This is a genomic window from Thermosynechococcus sp. HN-54 (assembly GCF_023650955.1).
In the GTDB taxonomy this organism is placed as follows: domain Bacteria; phylum Cyanobacteriota; class Cyanobacteriia; order Thermosynechococcales; family Thermosynechococcaceae; genus Thermosynechococcus.
This window is the reverse complement of the sequence record NZ_CP098039.1, coordinates 2,667,837-2,687,060: the sequence shown is the minus strand read 5'-3', so window position 1 is coordinate 2,687,060 and position 19,224 is coordinate 2,667,837. Positions and strand designations below refer to the sequence as shown.

The window sequence follows — 19,224 nt, the reverse complement described above, 5'->3', positions numbered from 1 at the left end:
GATAAAAAATCGGAGGGGCGATCGCCCCAATGATAAACTGCAAACGAATAGAGTGTCGGAGATGCCCGCGGTGACGCGCCCAAAAATTATTGTCCTCGATGATGACCCCACCGGTTCGCAAACGGTGCACAGTTGCCTGCTGTTGACCCGCTGGGATGTGGATACCCTCTGTCGCGGCCTCACCGATCCTGTGTCGATTTTCTTTATTCTTACCAATACCCGTGCCTTGCCGCCAGAAATCGCAGCGGAGGTCGCGCGCACCGTCTGCTGTCATTTGAAGGAGGCGATCGCCCAAACCGGTACAACCGATTACATTGTTGTCAGCCGCTCTGACTCCACCCTACGCGGCCACTATCCTCTGGAAACTGACGTAATTGCTGCTGAACTCGGTCCCTTTGATGCCCATTTTCTGGTGCCAGCCTTTCTAGAAGGCGGCCGCATTACCCGCGATAGCCAGCACTATCTCATTGTGGATGGTCAGCCCATACCCGTCCATGAAACCGAGTTTGCCCGCGATTCCGTCTTTGGCTACCACCACAGCTATTTGCCCGACTATGTGGCCGAAAAGACTCAAGGGCGAATTCCAGCGACCGCTGTGGAACGGTTTTTACTGGCGGATCTGCAAAACCCAGCAGCTCTGCGCGATCGTTTGGCTCAATTGCAGGGAAATGTCTGTGCTGTCGTGGATGCTGAAACTCAAGGGGATTTGGATCAATTTGCTGCGGCTGTGCTCCAGCTGGCTGGTCAAGGGAAACGCTTTTTGTTCCGCAGTGCTGCCAGTTTGCTCACAGCCTTGGCGCAGCTTCCCCCCCAGCCCACCCCCCCAGAAGCAATGGCTACCTATTGCCGCCCCGGCCGCTATGGTGCGGTTTTAGTGGGTTCCCACGTGCGCAAAACCACTGAACAATTATCAGCATTACTGACAGAACCGACGGTCTTTGCTATTGAAGTGCCGGTAGCACGATTGCGCGACAGTGCGGCGGCTGAACCTGACATCATCAAGGAAGTCTTGGCGGCGGTGGATCAGGCGATCGCCAGTGGGAAAACCCCCGTCATCTTTACCAGTCGTGAGGAACTCACCTTTGCGGATGCGGCGACACGGTTAGCCTTTGGGCAGAGGGTTTCCGAGGTGCTCATGGGGATTCTCCAACAATTGCCCGCTGATTTGCGCTATCTGATCAGCAAGGGGGGCATAACCTCTAACGATGTGCTGAGTAAGGGCTTAAACCTAGCGACGGTTCGCCTCTTGGGGCAAGTGATTCCGGGCTGCTCCGTTGTCCGCACAGGTGCTGATCATCCTCGTTTTCCAGAGTTACCAGTGGTGCTGTTCCCCGGCAATGTTGGCGATCGCGAGGCACTGCGCACGGTCTACCATCGCTTTCAGGGCAGTGGCACCGCAGTTTAGGAATTATTACCCACTCGCTTGAATCTGGCTGGGTTCAGGGTTTAGAATGCTGTTGTAACAATAATAAACAATTTTTAATCTTTCCCGATAAGTGAATGAGTTTAGTCAACACAGTGGGGACTGGATCAACGGTATGGCGGTGGCTGTTGCCCGTCTTGACAGTGCTGGTGGTGGCCGGGGGGTGGGGCGTGTCACTGCTGTTGCCCCTGCAGGATCCCTACATTCAATCGGTGCGAGCTGCCGTCGGTGATCCCACGCGAGGCGAACAAATTTTTATCCTCAACTGTGCCGGCTGCCATGGCATCGATGGTAAAGGAGAAGTCGGCCCTAGCCTCGTGCAGATTAGCCACCGCCGATCGCAAGCGCAACTCATTCAGCAAATTATTAGCGGCAACACCCCTCCCATGCCCAAATTTCAGGCTCAGCCCCAAGACATGGCCGACCTATTAAGCTACTTGAAGACACTCTAAAACTTTTGACAAAAATCTCACAGGGGAAGCCAGTATATTAAATTGAAAATTGTGTTATCAGCATTACCAATTTCGAGATCCTTTGGTGGGAATGGAAGAAGCCTTTGCGGTGGGCGATCGCGTTCGCCTTGTGGAACTCCCCCCTTACGTCAAAACAGCAGAACCGATGCCAATGCTACGCCCGGCTAGTATCCTCACCCTCGGTGAAGAAGGGGTGATCCTCGGCCAGCAACCAAGGAACTATTGGGTCGTACGGCTAGAGCGGGGTGCCTTTTTACTGGAAGCCAAGTATCTCAAGCGGCTGTAGTGCCTTCGCTGCCATGGCTCCACTGCTGTCCCTGTGCATGATTGTCAAAAACGAAGCCCATCAATTACGGCGCTGCTTGCAGTCGGTTCAGCCTTGGGTGGATGAACTCATTATTGTGGACACGGGTTCGACAGATGAGACGATCGCCATTGCCCGCGAATTTACCCCCCATGTCCATGCCATTGTCTGGCCAGCGGATTTTGCTGCCGCCCGCAATGCCTCCCTAGCCCATGCAAGCGGGGAGTGGGTCTTTTACATTGATGCCGATGAAGAATTGGTAGTTACGGATCCCCAATGGCGAGACCAATTGACGGCTGAAAGTGCCAATACCATCAATCAGTGGAGTCTGCTGCGTCGTGAACAGGCGGCGAATCTCAACTGGAGTGAGTTTTGGAATGTCCGCTTTGGCCGTCGCTTTCCCGATCTCCATTTTGCGGGCGCACTCCATGAACAACTCTATTACCGCGAACGCCCAGCCGTGGTCGGTCAATTGCAGGGGGTCTATCTCATCCACCACAACCAACAGACTCCGGAGCAGTTTCTGGCAAAGATTCGGGATCGCAATATCCCGATTCTCGAAAAAATGGTGCAGCAGGGCGATCGCCGACTGCAAAACTTGGTGTGCCTTGGGGATCACTATGCCGCCTGTGGCGATGGCGAGCGCGCCCAAGCATGGTACGAACAAGCCCTTGAGCAGATTGCCCCTGCCGTCGAACAGGGAGTTTTGCCGAAGGACACCACATGGCTGCGTCATCTCCTCTTTTGGGTGAGCTACCGCGCCTTTGAGGCCAAGGACTACGAAACGGCTCAGTATTACCTCAGCTATGGCCTACGTTTCTTTGATCGCTATCCGCCCCTGCTGTATGTGGCGGGGTTACTCATCTTTGAATTGGGCTTACATCGGGGAGCCTTGCCCTACTTTCACCGCTGTTTGGATCTCTTTGAGCAGGGAACCTACGATCGCGCTGAACCCTTTGATCGCCAGTGGATGACCACCCAACCTGCCTATAGTCTCGGCTTTACCTATATGACGCTTCAGGAGTGCGATCGCCCAAAGGGCGTGCTCCGCAATCGCGCCATTGCCTATTTTCAAAAAACCCTTGAATTTAACCCTGACTATCCCCCCGCTCAGAGGTACCTGCAACAACTGTTGACGGCATCGGCAAATCAAGGGTAATGCGAGTGCCCGCCCCGGCTGCCGAGCGAATCCACATCCGTCCTTGAAAGCGCTTCGTTACAAAAAATGCCTTTGTCAGCCCGAAGCCGCCCCCCATGGTGCGGCGATGTTGCACATTGGATCCGCGGTAGCCAAAGCCAACCACCTTGGGAATTTCCTCAACCGGAATCCCCCAGCCGGTATCCTCGACCACAAACTTGAGATGATCAGGGGTTTGCACGAGTCCAGCAATAATTTTGCCCCCTTGAGGGGTGTATTTACGGGCATTGGCAATCAAATCTCGCATCACATCTTCAAAAATGGGGGGCATCAAAACGGTGCGACCATTGGGGGTCTGAATATCAAAGGTGAGAAAATAATCTGAGGCGCCTTGAGCGGCAATATTGTGCAGAATCCGGTAGCGCCCCTTGCTATTTTTCTCAATGGCTTGGAAGACCTGCTCAAACTGAGCCTGCAATTGCTCAATAGGAACCTCTACCCAAGCCTCAGGGGCTTTTTCCCGTGCGAGGAGTTGTTGCACTCGCACCTCCACCACATTAAAGACCGATTGGATATTGGCTACCGCCTCCTGCACATCGGGGGTTGTGGCTCTGTCGGGATGTTGAGCCAGTGCAGTTTCAATGTTGCCGGTGATTGCTGCCCGTAGATCACTGATTTGCTGTAGATAGGCCAAAATGGTTGGGCGATCGCCCAAGACATTCACAAGTTGCTCAAGGCTTTTGAGACTGGGCTGCAAGACTTCCCAATCATCGAGTTCCAGTTCCAAAAATTGCAGTTCCCCCAGCAAAATGTTAAGGGTATTCAGGACACTGTGCATGTCCAAAAGGGTTTCCTGTTGGGTTGAAAGGGGGGGAGCCTCAGTAATTTCTATCTCCACAGGGCAACAGGATTGCGTATTCATTTCAAACCAACCCTTTTCGTGATTTTTCTTAAGGTTATCAATACAGTTTTCGACGGGGGCTTTCTTTAGCCTAGGACAAATTTTCGCGGTCAACCCTTTTCAGAAAGAGAAAGGTTAAATCCTCTTAGCAAAACTGCCAAGCAATTGTCCCAGCGCCTCAGCGTTCTTCTGGTGCCCCCTGTTTTAGAAAAGGGCGGGTTGGCAGTTTGTTAGGATCAAGGGGACGTGAAGCGGTTGAACACTATGGCACTGCTGGGACAGTCCGCAGCAGAACTCAAAGCATGGGTCGAAGCCCAAGGGCAGCCGAGCTATCGGGCACAGCAATTGCATCAGTGGCTCTATCAAAAGGGAGTGCGATCGCTCAAAGACATTACTGTCTTTCCCCAACAGTGGCGGGATGCCCTCGCCGACGTAGAGATTGGCCGCTCAGATATTCGCTATCGCCATGATGCCCAAGATGGCACCGTGAAGCTTTTGTTGGCCTTAGCCGATGGCGAAACCATTGAAACCGTGGGCATTCCCAGTGGCGATCGCCTGACGGTCTGTGTGTCTTCCCAAGTGGGCTGCCCCATGGCCTGTGATTTTTGTGCCACGGGGAAGGGGGGCTATCGCCGCAATCTGGCTAGCCATGAAATCATCGATCAGGTATTGACCATTCAAAGTGAAATGGGGCACCGAGTCAGCCATGTGGTGTTTATGGGCATGGGAGAGCCACTCTTAAACTTACCTGCCGTTATCCAAGCGGTCACCTGTTTGAATCGCGATATTGGTATTGGTCAGCGGCACATTACGATCTCGACGGTCGGCATTCCCCAACAAATTCAGCGACTTGCCCAATATCAGTTGCAAACCACCCTTGCTGTCAGCCTCCATGCGCCTAACCAAAGCCTACGGGAGCAGCTCATTCCCAGTGCCAAGCACTACCCTCTCGGCCAACTGATTGCCGATTGCCGTGCCTATGTCGAGCACACCGGTCGCCGCGTCACCTTTGAATATACGGTTCTGGCGGGGGTCAACGATCGCCCCCAGCACGCCGAGGAGTTGGCACAGCTCTTGCGCGGCTTCCAAAGCCATGTGAACCTGATTCCCTACAACCCTATTGCGGAAGCAACCTACCAGCGTCCTAGTGATCAGCGATTACGGCAATTTTTGACTCAACTGCACGCCCTAGGGGTCACTGCGAGCATTCGGCGATCGCGAGGCTTAGATCGTCAGGCCGCCTGTGGTCAACTGCGTCAAGCCCAACTCAGTGCCTAAACGTTTTTTGCTATCATAATTTTCTAACTCGTGTTATTTCCATTACATTTCCCTTTTGAATGAAGCCAGAGCTTTGGTTTGTTGCTCCTGTTAGCGCGATCGCCCTTGGTGGTATTGCCACACTAATTCAACCCCAACAACCCTTAGCGACCCTTTTAGGGAGTGGTATCGGTGCCCTTGCGGGTGCTCCGCTCATTGAAAAGAACCAACGTCGTAGCGATCGCCTCATTCGAGATATTCACACATTTCTCTCATCCTCCCCAGCGACTACGGAACTCAAGACACTTCTCCTCCAAACACTAGAGCAACAAGGCCAACAGCTCAGTGATCTGGAAGAACAACTGCACCAAACGCTTCCGAAAGCCCTGTGCCCCATGCAGGAGGAAGTATCACAAACCTTACAAACTCTGAGGCAGGAATTGGCACGTTGCTCCCCCAATCCTGATCTAGGGCAGCAGCTTGACCCCCTCTTGGAAACCATTAACGCTCAGGGCGCTCTTCTCCAAAACATTCAGACATTGCTCCAGAAACCTCAACCTCCCGCCACAACCCTAAAAACTGCCGTCCTCTACGACATCGAGAACCTAGTCTTTAATCAGGGTCAGCGACTCGATCCGGCCAAAGTCAATGAGCTGATTTCCCTCAACAAGATTCTCCAAGCCATTAAAGAAGTCGTTGATCTAGGGGAAATCGCAATCCAGCGAGCCTATGGCAACTGGCAAAATCAAATTCTCCAAGCTCTCAACGAACAACTAGAGCAATCACAAATCGAGCGGGTAGGGGTCTATGGTCGCAATCGTGACCAGCGGAATGCAGCGGACATTCAACTTGCCATTGACGCCATTGCCCTCATCTACGAGTATCCCGACATCAATACTTTTGTGCTCATCTCCGGTGATGGTGGCTTTGGCTCCATTGCCCTGCGCCTACGGGACTACGGTAAAACCGTGATTGGTTGTGCCTATCGGAATGCCGCCAGTGATAGCTTTCAGCGAGTGTGCCACCAATTTATCTGCCTTGAGAATCCTTTCATTGCCCCAGCAACCAATGGCAGAAATGGCACACCTTCACCCCAGCCGTCTCATCCAGCCAATGGCAAGAATCATGGGTCAGCCGTTGCACCCGCATTGGCGCCTCCCTTGCCCGTTGAGCCGCTAAACTATGATCAAATTCCGCTGGGTGCGATCTCCCAACGGGAAACAGAAAAGCTGCTGGAACTGTTGTCCTATTACACGAGCAATGCCGCAAAACGCCAAGAATTAGTAGAGGGAATCACCTTTGATACCGTCTTTTTAGATATTAAAGCGGTCATTCCCCAACTGGAGCCACTACGGTTTGGTTTCTTCAAGCCCTCAGAGTGGGTGGGTTACCTAGCAGATCAGCAGCAATTACCGGTTTGCATTGCTGTAAATAGTCAATTGCGCAAGGCCGTTCTCTGCTGGCGAGACCAGCTGCCCGAACACTGCACAGTCCGTACCTACGAGCCACAGAATATTCACACCATCTCGATTTATCGCAGCATTTTTGCCCACGAAGTGGCAGGGGATCCCCTTTTGGCTGAGGTGGGTCGTTGGTTGGTTGCCCATCGCCCCCGCAATATGGCCTCGAAAAAAATCATCCATACGATCTTTGAGCAGATCCGCAGCCAAGAGCAGCCCATTAGTAAGCTTGGAATCAAGCGGGCGATCGCCAACTATGTCAGAGCGGGTATTCTCATACGAACAGCGAACACCCTCACCCTCAACCCTGCCATCAAGGATTTTGCTACTTTGGTGATCGAGCTACAAACTCGTTTTCGCCAAGCTGTGGAAGCGCGTCTCAGCAAGATTGGCGAAACCATCAATGAGCAGGTCTTTGCCCAAGCGGTTCCCCTCAGGCCTCTAAAACTGCCGAACCCGAACAACCCAACCTAAGATGCAGATGGTGGCTCAATCTGACTGGGCAATTCGAGACAGTAGCCAGCTCCATAGACGGTTTTGATATAGCGGGGATTCCGCGGATCCGGTTCCAATTTTGTCCGCAGGTGGCGAACGTGGACGCGAATTGTTTCAATGTCATCGTCGGGATCATAGCCCCAGACTTCCTTAAGAATTTCACTGGGAGAGACCGTTTGGCCGTGGCGTTGCAGCAGACAGTGCAGCAGCTCAAATTCCAAGCGCGTCAGCTTAATAATTTTGCCAAACCAAGAGACCTCAAACCGCTCTGGTACCAGCGTTAATGGCCCATAGCTGAGGATTTCGCGATGGCCTGCCGTGGCGGGAATGCGATCGGCCCGGCGCAAGAGGGCACGTACCCGTGCCAGCATTTCCTCCAATTCAAAGGGCTTGGTGAGATAGTCATCGGCACCCGCATTAAACCCCTCCACCTTGTTGTGGGTTTGGCTCAGAGCCGTCAGCATCAAAATCGGAATATCTTGGGTACGCGGATCGCGCCGCAGGCGTTGGCAAATGGTGAAGCCATCCACTTGGGGCAACATTAGGTCAAGGAGAATGAGATCGGGAGAGAGTTGCACAGCGAGGGCTTGCCCTTGCATCCCATCTAAGGACTTTGTGACCTCGTAGCCCGCCATTTGCAGGTTAATTGCCAAAACGTCAGCGATCGCAGGGTCATCATCAATGATTAAGATGCGGGGCTTCATAAAGTTGACGGTACTCAATCCTCACGGGCGGCCAACTACCGCTTCTGAGAGAATTATAAACATGGCGGCAAAAACCTTAAGACTTTGTTGAGTTTCTTTAGATTTCCTCAATATTTGACGCCAATCTACGGATACAGACCCTTTCTAAAATATGGGGTGTATCCAGCAGCTAAGATACTGTCCTACATCAGCTTGTACAGTGTTAAGCCTGTTCAGTCTATGGAACACTTAACGAGCTAAAATTGGCCTAGGCCACTTTCTAATCAGCACTTGGCGCAGTCTGAAACCCAATTCTAGGCTAGCATTACGCGGAACAACCTAAACTGGAAGTACGTTCATGCCGCGAGCTTTATGCGGTCTTCAGCGGATTTTCCACAAACCTAGGCTATACTTTGGAAATGCAACTTTTGGGCAGAAACGATTATCCTGTCCTCACTTTGCGAACTGCTCACTCATGCAATGCTGTGGTTTGGATCGAATATGCTTGCTCCCATTTTTGTGGCACAAGCCGCTCTAGCAACTCCACCTCAACATTCATTCACCGTTGTACAGGAATATTCGCCTCGCTCGAATGTTGTTGTTCAGGCCAATGCCGTACCCGTTAACGTAAGACCCCCTGAAGTCCCTTCCCCACCCGCTGCAACGGCCTACGTCACACCCACCAATTTCGCCTATTTTCCCCAAGACATTCGTCCACTTCCCGGCCAATTAGATGATGTGCCGGTCTTTAACAGCAACAGTCCAGAGATGGTGCGCTCTGAGGGGATTCTCCTCTCCACCTTTCCACCCCACGGCAAATGGCAACCGGCGGCTCACCTCAACTATCCCCTAGAGGGACGCTTTGATGTCTTTGCCCACCACATTACCCAATCCAATCGGGCGGTGAGTACGCCAACCCTCTATTTGGGGCTGCTGGCCTATAACCCAACGGATCGCTATGTCACGGTGAGATTTCATCAAGCCGCCAGTTTTTTAAGCACCCCTGATGCCCCTTTCCGCAATTTACCCGCAATCCTCGATAACCCCACGGGCTTTGTCTTCTCAGGGCCGGGGAGTCGTGTCACCAACCAAGTGCTACGGGGCGTGCGGCAGACGTTCTTTCCCTCGCAAGTGACGATTCCCCCTCGCGAAGCTCGGATGCTGGCTAATCTCCCCCTGCCGTTGCCCACTCAATTTCCCAATGCGGTGCTGAACCGCGTCCGCGCAGAGTTCATGCTCAATGCCGATGGCACCGTCGGCCCCAAGTTGCCCTTAATCCCAGATACCAGTCCCTTTGGTGAGGTCTCTTCCTCCAATGGCCGCTCTACTTTAATGTATCTAGAGAGCAATGGCCCGATTTATCTGGCGCAAATGTCCATGTTTGCCCGCCTGAACGAGCAGGGCACCGAACGGGCGCCCACCCTAGAGGAATGGTGGGCAATGCTGCATCGCGGTCAATTGGTGACGCCCCGCGACATTCCACCCACTCCCCCCAACGCTAACCATTTTGGTCGCTTCTTCTATGGCCGTGTTGCTGGTGTCAGTCAAGGCTCTCGCTGGCAAGCCACGCTGACCGATGGCCAAACCCATGGACAAGCTTTAACGATTCCGGCACCGGGGCGAGCCATCTCCTATGGGATTAGTACGCTGTACCGCGGCACCCTTGGCACTGGCCAAATTCAAAGTGCACCCATGTTGGTACGCTATCCAGACACGGCCTACTACGCCCATGGCAATTACGGCGTCCACTATAGCTTGACCTTGCCCTTGGTCAACAATACCCGCCAGTTTCAGTCGGTGGTGCTGACGCTGCAAACCCCTGTCAAGCAGGATCATCGCAGTGTGACGCTGCAATTTTTGGAACCACCGCCTCCCCAAGTGTTTTTCCGAGGAACGGTGCGCGTCCGCTTTACCGATGATTTGGGACAGGCTCAAGAGCGCTATCTCCACTTGGTGCAGCGGCGTGGTCAGCGCGGAGAACCTTTAGTTACATTAAATATGCGTCCAAGTGAAAAACGGGACGTCACTGTGGATTTACTCTACCCCCCCGATGCAACCCCACCCCAAGTGCTAACAGTGGCGACATTGCTTAGCCCTAGCTATGAGAACACCACTCAAGTGCCAGCTGCTCCCAATTCTCTGTCCCTCACACCTGTCACTACACCCTAGGAGTCACCACGGTGGGCGATCGCGGAGCGTGTCCAGAGGACAGTCGCCTTCTCCTGATTGGAGATGTCCATGGTCACTACGAAGGCCTGTGCCGTTTACTTGATCTCATGTCACCGAGAGCGGGCGATCGCCTGTACTTCCTTGGTGACCTCGTGGATCGAGGACCGAGTAGCGCCTCTGTCGTGGAATTAGTGCGCCAGTGTGGCTATGGTGCTGTGCGCGGCAACCACGAAGACATGATGCTCCTCACCTTCGAGGGCAAACAAATCAATGCCGCTCGGCTCTTTGTTTGGTGTAATAGTGGTGGGGATGAGACCCTTGCCAGCTACACTTCCACCGATTTGCTTTGGGAACACCTTGACTGGCTGCATGCAGTTCCCTTCTATCAAGATTTAGGGGATGTGTTTGTTGTGCATGCGGGTCTTGATCCCTGTCTTCCCCTAGAACAGCAAAGCAGCCAACAGTGCTGCTGGATCCGCGAACAGTTTTTAGGCCATCCCACGCCCTACTTTGCCGATAAAACAATTGTGGTGGGTCACACAATTACATTTACATTTCCCGGTGTGGAGGCAGGGAAAATTGTGCGCGGGGCTGGCTGGATAGACATTGAAACCGGTGCTTATCATCGCCGCAGTGGCTGGTTGACGGCGCTCGATTGGACGAATCAATGGGTGTATCAAGTGAATGTCCTCTACGGTGGTACCCGCCAAGGGGAACTGACTCAGTTTTTGGCTGATTTAGGAGATTTTTCCTACAGTATCAGCTAGCGCTGGCGCCACGCCGACCACAAAAGACACGCAATGCCGATATTAATGGCAACGTCTGCCACGTTGAAGACGGGAAATTGAATCAAGCGAAAATCTAAAAAATCAACCACTTCGCCCGTGAGAAAGCGATCAATCCCATTCCCCAAGGCGCCACCTAGTAAACAGCCATAGCCCACCTGCTGCCAGCGATCTAATCTCGGACCTAGCATCGCCCAAGTGATCAGACCCAAGCTAACGATAAGAGACAGCCAGCGCAACCAAACACTGCCGTTGGCAAAGAGACTGAAGGCAGCGCCTGTATTGGTGACATAGGTAATGTGAAAGACACCGGGGAGAATTGGTGTTGTTTGTGGCGGAATTGTTAGGGCATAGGTGGCCACAATCCATGCTTTGGTCAGGCGATCGCTGATTAAGGCGAGGCCAGCAGCCCACCAAAAAAGGGGGTTCTTGATCTTGAGCCGCTTACTACTCATCCCACAGGGCTGAGGGCCGCTACAGAGACCCGTGCTGCCACCTGTTGGGCGATCGCCCGCAGGGATTGAGCCGAAGCAGACTGTGGATGCGCAATGAGAATGGGTTGACCCAAATCTCCCCCTTCCCGCACAGGCAATTCCAAGGGCACTTGTCCTAGAAGCGGCACCCCCATTTCCGCTGCCAAGGCTTCACCGCCGCCGCTGCCAAAAATGTCATAGCGACGATTGGGCAGATCCGGGGGAATAAAGTAGCTCATATTTTCCACTAGCCCCAAGACGGTGACTCCCAACTGCTGAAACATCCGCAGACCCCGCCGCGCATCCCCTAGAGCAACCGGTTGTGGTGTTGTCACGATCACAACCCCTGCCATTGGCACCGCCTGCGCGAGGGTCAGTTGGGCATCCCCCGTGCCGGGGGGCAAATCCACAATTAAATAGTCCAACGTTCCCCAATCACTTTGGTAGAGAAATTGGCGAATGATGCCATTGAGCATCGGCCCCCGCCAAATGACCGGCTGATCTCGATCAATCAGGAAGGCCATGGACACCACTTTCAAGTCGTAGGCCGTAGGAGGTAACAGCACATCCCCTCTTGGCTCCTTGCGCACTTCGACAATCGCATCCTCTAGCCCCAGCATTGTTGGTACATTGGGGCCATAGATATCGGCATCAATAATGCCCACGGCAGCACCGGCTTGGGCAAGGGCAAGCGCCAAGTTGACCGCAACGGTACTTTTACCCACACCCCCCTTACCACTGGAGACGGCGATGATATTTTTAACGCCTGGTACATCGGTGCGATCCGGCAGGCTTTTTTGCTGTGGTGTTTCTGCGGTAACTGCCACTTGCACATCCATCACCCCCGGTAGGGTAAATACCGCCTTTTTGCAATCTTCGACAATAAATTCCCGCAGCGGGCAGGCGGGCGTCGTCAGAACAAGGGTAAAGCGAACCGTGCCATCCTCAATGGCGACATCGCGGATCATGTTGAGTTCCACTAGCGATCGCCGTAATTCGGGATCTTCCACAGGGCGGAGAACGGCCAACACAGACTCAACAGTAAGGGGGGCACTCATGTAGGTGATTCGTTACATTCGCTACTTAGATAGCGATCGTACCACTGTTGGGCAGATTCCCCCGCCAGCCACAGCAGCGATACAGCCAAGGATGCAATAGGCCCAAAAGAGTCAAGAGCGCTCTCAGACGGGATTACATCACCCATATTTCAGAAAAGGACGGTATTCTGGAAAGTATGAGCTATTTGGGATCAGAAGGATTGCAACGTTGACTCACTCCACCCTCCACCAACCCGCCACAGCCGCCGGCCAAGGCCTACAACGCCAACTTATTGTCATTCTTGATTTTGGGTCGCAATACTCCGAACTCATTGCCCGCCGCATCCGGGAGACCCAAGTCTATTCCGAGGTTATTTCCTACCGCACTAGTGCTGAGCAACTTGCCCAGTTGGCACCTAAGGGCATTATTCTCTCCGGTGGCCCCAACTCCGTCTATGACGAGAACGCTCCCCACTGCGATCCAGAAATTTGGAACCTCGGGATTCCCATCCTTGGCGTGTGCTATGGCATGCAACTGATGGTGCAACAGTTGGGGGGCACTGTGGAGCGAGCCACCGCTGGGGAGTATGGTAAGGCGGCGCTCTTTATTGACGACCCCACGGATCTGCTCACCAATGTTGAGCAGGAAACGATTATGTGGATGAGTCATGGCGATAGCGTTACCGAGCTGCCTCCCGGTTTTCGTATCTTGGCGCATACCCACAATACCCCAATAGCCGCGATCGCCCATCCAGAGCGGAAACTCTATGGCGTTCAGTTCCATCCAGAGGTAGTGCATTCCGTGGGCGGTATTGCCCTGATCCGCAACTTTGTCTATCACATTTGCGATTGTGAACCCACTTGGACAACCGCTGCCTTTGTCGAAGAAGCCATCCGTGAAGTGCGAGCCAAAGTCGGCGACAAACGGGTGCTCCTTGCCCTATCGGGGGGGGTGGATTCCTCGACGCTGGCCTTTTTGCTCCATCGGGCCATTGGCGATCAACTCACCTGCATGTTCATTGACCAAGGGTTCATGCGCAAAGGGGAACCCGAGCGACTCCTCAAGCTCTTTCAGGAGCAGTTTCACATTAAAGTCGAGTACGTCAACGCCCGCGATCGCTTCCTTGCCCAACTGGTAGGTGTCACCGACCCTGAAGAAAAGCGCAAACGCATTGGCCATGAATTTATCCGAGTTTTTGAAGAAGAGTCGCAGCGGCTGGGGCCTTTTGACTACCTCGCCCAAGGAACACTCTATCCCGATGTCATTGAATCGGCGAACACCAACATTGACCCTCAAACCGGCGAGCGCGTGGCGGTGAAAATCAAGAGCCATCACAATGTTGGCGGCCTGCCAGAGAACCTGCGCTTTAAGCTGGTGGAACCCCTGCGTAAGCTCTTTAAGGATGAAGTGCGCCAAGTGGGGCGATCGCTGGGTCTGCCCGAAGAAATTGTGCGGCGGCATCCCTTTCCTGGCCCCGGTTTAGCAATTCGGATTCTTGGGGAAGTGACCCCGGAACGCCTAGAGATTCTGCGGGATGCCGATTTCATCGTGCGGCAGGAAATTAACCGCGCCGAGATGTACCACGACTTTTGGCAAGCCTTTGCGGTGCTGCTGCCGATTCGGACAGTCGGCGTGATGGGCGATCAGCGCACCTATGCCTATCCGGTGGTACTGCGCTTTGTCACCAGTGAAGATGGGATGACGGCGGACTGGGCACGGGTTCCCTACGACCTCCTCGAGCGAATTTCTAACCGCATTGTCAACGAGGTGCCGGGTGTAAATCGCGTGGTCTATGACATTACCTCCAAGCCACCGGGAACCATTGAGTGGGAGTAAATTTGCCAGAAGGGCGAGCGATCGGTTTAACTGGGAGAGATGGTGGTGTGAGTGATGTGGCATGAACGGCAAATGGACGCTGGCCCTTGGCTTCAGTGCAGGTGTGTGGCTGCCCCTAGCGGCAACGGCGCAATCTAGCCCACCCCAATGGCAAATTGAAGCTCGGCCAACAACTAACCCAACCTTTGAAGTGGCACCAACGGCGGAAGCACCGCCCCAATGGCAAGCCGTTCCCGAACCTAGGGGCGATCGCCCGTGGCAGCCAGCGACGCCAGAAGAATTGGCACAACCCATTCTCCCCCCTGTGGCTGAGCAGGCACCCACACCGGTCATTGCCGAAGAACCCCAGTATCGCATTCCCCCCTTAATGCGTCCGCCCACCCGCCTCTTTAACTTGGAGACCGCCAATATCCTGCCGGAGCAAACCCTTGAACTACGGGGGGGAATCCGCAACTATGATCCCCAAGTGGCTGGGGGCGGCGGTGGCCTGCAAATTTTCTATGGCTCCATTGACTATGCGATCAATAATCGCTTGCAAGTGAGCTTTAGTGGCAACTACTATGATGACCCCTTGGGGCGCTTGGTAAATGGACTACAACCCGACCTTCAGTTTGGGGCGATCGCTGCTGGTCTTAAATATCAAGTGCATCGCGGCGAGCATCTATCTGTGGCTGTGGCAGGCTCCCTAGAGGCAGTGCGGGTGCGATCGGACAATTTCCTCTTTGTGCCGAGTGCCGCGCGAGCGGGGACGTGGACTGTGGCTGCTTCATTGCAAGCGCCGATTACCTATTCTTTTAATCCTCAGTTGCAGTGGCACTTTACGCCAAACCTCACCTACTTTCCCGACACAGTGAACAAGGGAGGAGACTTTTACGGCACGAACTTCAACTTTGGCAGCGGCATTAGTTGGCAGCCCCATCCTCGCTTTAACCTCTTTGCCGATGTGAATATGCCCGTGGGGCCGGGGGGCAGTGCGGTGCGCAGTAGCGATGGCGCGATCGTCAACCTGCCCGTGTGGAGTGCCGGTGTGCGCTTCCTAGTAAACCCTTCAGTGAGTATTGATCTGGCCGCCACCAACGCCTTTGGCATTACACCTGCAACTCGTACCTTGGCTTTTTTGCCCGGTGCCGATCAAGTAGGTGTCATGGCGGGATTAAGCTATACCCCCAATATGGGACCTGATTTTGCGCCACCCTTTTTGCCCAGTTTTCGCAGTGGGCCGCGGCAACCCCTCACAGATCGCGATCGCCAGCTTTTGCTCAATGGCCTCACCCTTACTTCCCCCAGCACCCTTGATCCGGGGATGCTGCACCTGCAGGGCAATAGCGGCACCACAGGAACCGGTTTTCAAGTGGGCTTTGGTCTTGCCTACGATGCCCAATTTACTATTGCTATTGAACAGTGGGAACGCGGCGAAACCCTGATCGAAAACATCAACTACAGCGGTAACTTGCAGTTGGGGCTAGCAGCTAAGTTGCGTTTTCTCGATCAGACCCAAGGGGATCCCTTTTCTTTGGCCTTTCAAGGCTCATTTAATCGTGGCATTAAGCAAGGAGGGGGTGGCAGTCGTTCCCTAGGCGGCTTGGAACTGGCCTTTATGTATGAGCCGACTAAGAATGTGGCACTGCTGCTGAATCCCAAGTTAGGGATTTTTACTCCCGATCAAAAAGTAGTGGGTGGCGTCGGGGTCGGCCTCAATGTTGAGGTAGTCCGCAACCTCCAATTTATTGCCGAAGCCACTCCTGTCTTTGGTCAAACGGGGGTCTATAGTGCTGGCTTGCGCTATGTCGTACCCCAGTGGGGGCTAGGCATTGATCTCTATGGATCAACGGCAGTCGGCAGCAGTATTCCCAATGCAGGTCTTGTCGGTCAGGGGTCGCCGGGGGTGGGGGTCAACCTCCATTGGCTGTTTGGCGGATCGCGGCCACAGGAGAATTAAAGTCAAGCAAACTCACAAACTCAATAGTTGCTAGTCCCCCCTCAAGCGCAATGAAGGAGGAGAAGGGGCTAACGCCTAACTGCCGTAGATGCCTTTATCATCCCGTTGGAAGACGCGCTTGATGTGCTCCCACGCCTTAATGAGGGCATTGTTTTCATCGTTGGACTCCTTCAGTACCTCGTTGTAGGCTTCGACAAATTTAGACTGAGCAGCCTCCGAGAGCTCTGCGCGCACCTCTGGGGAAATATCCTCTGGCCTAGACAACTGCCCCTCAGGCTGACGCGGAATTTGCATCTCGGTAATGGCCGCCTCTTGACCGCCAGCGGATTGCAAGAGGAGAAAAATCTCCCCTGCTTTGTCCTCCGGTACTTCAACGACTAGCAAAAATTCCCCCGCCTGTACCCGCGTTTGATAAATGGCGGCTTTGTCCTGCGGCATCCCCAAAGAGATCAGTGCGGATCCTAGCCCGGCGCCCAAAGCACCATAGAGGGCACCACTTGTCGCCCCCAAAAGGGCAGCCGCCAAAGGGCCAGCAGCAGCCACAACGCCAATAAAAGGAATGAAAAGAACGCCGACCCCCGTCAGCAGACTCAGCAGCGAACCAAAGATAGAGCCGTAGAGGGCACCAGTGGTAACGCCATCGAGAATAATATCTTTCTTGGTAATAAATCCGCTGATACGGGCTTCAGACTGGAAATTGCGGCCAATGATTGAGATATTTTCCTTGGGCACACCGCGATTTAAGAGCCGTTCGATTGCTTCTTTAACCTTCGCCTCTTCCTTGAAGGTGGCTGAAACACATTTCGTTGCTGGTTGAGCAAAAGTCGTACTCATTGATGGGTTTCCTCATCAGGACATGACCCCAGTATAAATAGGAGCAATTATCATTGACACCGAACCTCTGAGGCGAAAAAACAGAACGCTGTTCCCCCTTGACTAATCGCGGGCAAGATTTTCAAAGCGAGTGTATTGGGGATCAAAAAGCAGCTTGACCGTGCCCACGGGACCATTGCGGTGTTTGGCAATCAGGAGTTCACAAATCCCGCGATCGGGGGTGTCGGGGTTGTAGTATTCATCGCGGTACAGCAGAATCACTAAGTCCGCATCCTGTTCAATGGATCCCGATTCGCGCAAGTCCGACATCAGCGGACGTTTATTTTGCCGCGATTCAACGCTGCGGCTGAGTTGAGAAAGGGCAATGACAGGGACATTGAGTTCCCGCGCCAGTCCCTTGAGGGAGCGAGTAATTTTCGAGAGTTCTTGCACCCGACCTTCTGTGGTTTCTTCACCGCCCATCAGTTGCAGGTAGTCAATCAAAATCAAGCCTAAGCCGTTGGGATGCTCGGCATGCAGACGACGGGCAGTGGAGCGAATCTCCCCAAGGGTGGGATTGGGGGTGTCGTCAATGTAGATGGGCAGTTGCGAGAGAATCCCGATCGCCCGACTTAGGGGTTCCCACTGGTGTTGGCTAATGCGACCTGCCCGTAAATAGTTGCTGTCAATGCGAGCTTCACTGGCAAGAAGACGTTGCACTAGTTGCTCCTTGGACATCTCAAGGCTGTAGATCGCCACCCCCAAGTTGTGAATTTCGGCAATGCGACGAGCAATTTGCAGGGCGATCGCCGTCTTGCCCATTGAAGGACGACCGGCAATGATAATCAAGTCCGATCGCTGGAAGCCTTGGGTCAGGTTGTCCAGATCGTAGAAGTTGCAGCAGAGTCCGGGCTTAATGTTGCCGATCGCCCGCTGCTCCAATTCCGTAAACGTGCGGGTAAGAATTTCATCGGTGCGGGTCAGCCCCTGCTGGATGCGATCTTGGGTGACGCTAAAGATTTGCTGCTCGGCCTGATCCAAAATGGTGTTCAACGAAAGGCTGTTATCGTAACCCAGCTTCACTACGTGGGTACCCGCTTCAATGAGCTTGCGGCGTAGGTACTTTTCCTTGACCAAAAGGGCGTACCGATCAATGTTAATCGCACTCACCGTACGCTCGACCAATTCTGCCAATTTGGTGTGCCCGCCAACTTTGTCCAATAGTCCCTGATCCTGTAACCAAGCGGTAACGCACAGCAGATCCGTTGGGCTGCCGCGACTGTGGAGAGAAACTGCTGCCCGATAGATCTCGCGGTGGGCACTGAGGTAAAAGGCCTCAACGGGCAAAATATCCACCACACGGTTAATGGCTTCCGGGTCTAAGAGAATACCCCCCAAGATCCACTCTTCCGCTTCGAGGTTCTGGGGGGGAATCAGTTGGCTATCGGGCTGAAAACTTGGCTCCTGAACCATCAGGGAGGCTAGCCCTAATCGGCAACGACTTGGATATTGAGTTTGACACTCACTTCGGGGTGGAGCTTGATTTCAGCCGTGTAGGTGCCCAATTTGCGAATTTCGGGCAGCGTCATTGCCCGACGATCAATGGTTTCACCCGTAATGGCTTGAATGGCATCGGCCACATCTTGGGGAGTGACGCTCCCAAAAAGCATATCTTTTTCACCCGCGGGCATCGAGATGGTAATGGTGGCCAGCTTTTCGAGGGTGGCTTTCTGTTTTTCAGCAACGACCTTAAGTTCGGCGAGCCGCTGCCGTTCTCTTTCTTGGAGCCGCTCTACGCGCCGCAGGGCACTGGGGGTTGCTGGCTCGGCAATCCCTCTTGGAAATAGGTAATTACGGGCATAGCCGGGGGCGACTTCGACGACTTGACCCATTCGCCCGAGTTTATTGACGGTTTCATTCAAGACAACTTGCACCCGCTTTGCCATGGGGATCCTCTTTCATTGAACTGGATGGGTTAACAGCAAGCGTCAGCGCTGGTGGCTACGGCTGCTATTTTAGGACAAATATCTATTCTAT

At 53.7% G+C, this 19,224-nt stretch carries 17 protein-coding genes; 10 read left to right on the top strand and 7 right to left on the bottom strand.

Going from position 1 to position 19,224, the window contains the following annotated elements; genetic code table 11:
• Positions 1-61: 61 nt before the first annotated feature.
• From NBE99_RS13105 to NBE99_RS13090, 4 genes are all read left to right on the top strand, one after another.
• Positions 62-1,405: a four-carbon acid sugar kinase family protein gene (locus NBE99_RS13105; protein WP_250682476.1), complete on the top strand. Its 1,344-nt coding sequence runs from the start codon at positions 62-64 to the stop codon at positions 1,403-1,405.
• Between the two features lie 95 nt (positions 1,406-1,500).
• Entirely contained in the window at positions 1,501-1,875 is a 375-nt protein-coding gene (locus NBE99_RS13100; protein ID WP_250682475.1) for a cytochrome c, read from the top strand.
• A gap of 91 nt (positions 1,876-1,966) precedes the next feature.
• A complete protein-coding gene (sipA, locus tag NBE99_RS13095) occupies positions 1,967-2,182 on the top strand; it encodes a regulatory protein SipA (protein ID WP_250682474.1) in 216 nt (71 codons plus the stop codon).
• A 13-nt stretch (positions 2,183-2,195) separates the two neighbouring features.
• Entirely contained in the window at positions 2,196-3,359 is a 1,164-nt protein-coding gene (locus NBE99_RS13090; RefSeq protein ID WP_250682473.1) for a glycosyltransferase family 2 protein, read from the top strand.
• Here the strand turns inward: NBE99_RS13090 and NBE99_RS13085 are convergent.
• Complete coding sequence (locus NBE99_RS13085; RefSeq protein WP_250682472.1) at positions 3,289-4,260, bottom strand: sensor histidine kinase; 972 nt, start codon at positions 4,258-4,260, stop codon at positions 3,289-3,291. The genes NBE99_RS13090 and NBE99_RS13085 overlap by 71 nt on opposite strands.
• A gap of 243 nt (positions 4,261-4,503) precedes the next feature.
• Between NBE99_RS13085 and rlmN the strand changes: the two genes are divergently transcribed.
• Together rlmN and NBE99_RS13075 are read left to right on the top strand one after the other, a co-directional pair.
• Positions 4,504-5,517, top strand: a complete 1,014-nt coding sequence (rlmN, locus tag NBE99_RS13080) for a 23S rRNA (adenine(2503)-C(2))-methyltransferase RlmN (RefSeq protein WP_250683745.1) — start codon at positions 4,504-4,506, stop codon at positions 5,515-5,517.
• Positions 5,518-5,576: 59 nt separating this feature from the next.
• Positions 5,577-7,430 carry an NYN domain-containing protein gene (locus NBE99_RS13075; RefSeq protein ID WP_250682471.1) on the top strand — a complete coding sequence of 618 codons (1,854 nt, stop codon included), beginning with the start codon at positions 5,577-5,579 and terminating at the stop codon, positions 7,428-7,430.
• Here NBE99_RS13075 and NBE99_RS13070 read toward each other — a convergent pair.
• Positions 7,427-8,155 carry a response regulator transcription factor gene (locus tag NBE99_RS13070; protein WP_206200901.1) on the bottom strand — a complete coding sequence of 243 codons (729 nt, stop codon included), beginning with the start codon at positions 8,153-8,155 and terminating at the stop codon, positions 7,427-7,429. The two genes, NBE99_RS13075 and NBE99_RS13070, sit on opposite strands and share 4 nt — an antisense overlap.
• Positions 8,156-8,635: 480 nt before the next feature.
• Between NBE99_RS13070 and NBE99_RS13065 the strand changes: the two genes are divergently transcribed.
• Positions 8,636-10,303: a DUF3370 domain-containing protein gene (locus NBE99_RS13065; protein WP_250682470.1), complete on the top strand. Its 1,668-nt coding sequence runs from the start codon at positions 8,636-8,638 to the stop codon at positions 10,301-10,303.
• Between the two features lie 11 nt (positions 10,304-10,314).
• Complete coding sequence (locus NBE99_RS13060) at positions 10,315-11,070, top strand: metallophosphoesterase (RefSeq protein ID WP_250682469.1); 756 nt, start codon at positions 10,315-10,317, stop codon at positions 11,068-11,070.
• On the opposite strand, the gene lspA is transcribed toward NBE99_RS13060, so the two are convergent.
• Together lspA and NBE99_RS13050 are read right to left on the bottom strand one after the other, a co-directional pair.
• The gene (gene lspA / locus NBE99_RS13055; RefSeq protein WP_250682468.1) at positions 11,067-11,543 is read right to left on the bottom strand and encodes a signal peptidase II; all 477 of its coding nucleotides are present in this window, start codon (positions 11,541-11,543) and stop codon (positions 11,067-11,069) included. The two genes, NBE99_RS13060 and lspA, sit on opposite strands and share 4 nt — an antisense overlap.
• On the bottom strand, positions 11,540-12,619 hold the full coding sequence (locus NBE99_RS13050; protein WP_250682467.1) for an Mrp/NBP35 family ATP-binding protein: 1,080 nt from the start codon (positions 12,617-12,619) through the stop codon (positions 11,540-11,542). Before NBE99_RS13050 ends, lspA begins: the two co-directional genes overlap by 4 nt.
• Positions 12,620-12,827: 208 nt before the next feature.
• Here NBE99_RS13050 and guaA point away from each other — a divergent pair, with 208 nt between their 5' ends.
• Both guaA and NBE99_RS13040 read left to right on the top strand, forming a co-directional pair.
• Complete coding sequence (gene guaA / locus NBE99_RS13045) at positions 12,828-14,435, top strand: glutamine-hydrolyzing GMP synthase (protein ID WP_305879879.1); 1,608 nt, start codon at positions 12,828-12,830, stop codon at positions 14,433-14,435.
• A gap of 61 nt (positions 14,436-14,496) precedes the next feature.
• Positions 14,497-16,374 (top strand): hypothetical protein, encoded by a 1,878-nt coding sequence (locus tag NBE99_RS13040; protein ID WP_250682466.1) that lies wholly within the window; start codon positions 14,497-14,499, stop codon positions 16,372-16,374.
• 75 nt (positions 16,375-16,449) lie between these two features.
• Here NBE99_RS13040 and NBE99_RS13035 read toward each other — a convergent pair whose 3' ends face one another.
• From NBE99_RS13035 to rplI, 3 genes are all read right to left on the bottom strand, one after another.
• Positions 16,450-17,208: a ChaB family protein gene (locus NBE99_RS13035; RefSeq protein WP_250682465.1), complete on the bottom strand. Its 759-nt coding sequence runs from the start codon at positions 17,206-17,208 to the stop codon at positions 16,450-16,452.
• A gap of 102 nt (positions 17,209-17,310) precedes the next feature.
• Positions 17,311-18,660: a replicative DNA helicase gene (dnaB, locus tag NBE99_RS13030; RefSeq protein WP_250682464.1), complete on the bottom strand. Its 1,350-nt coding sequence runs from the start codon at positions 18,658-18,660 to the stop codon at positions 17,311-17,313.
• Between the two features lie 14 nt (positions 18,661-18,674).
• Entirely contained in the window at positions 18,675-19,133 is a 459-nt protein-coding gene (gene rplI, locus NBE99_RS13025; RefSeq protein ID WP_250682463.1) for a 50S ribosomal protein L9, read from the bottom strand.
• Between the last annotated feature and the right edge of the window lie 91 nt (positions 19,134-19,224).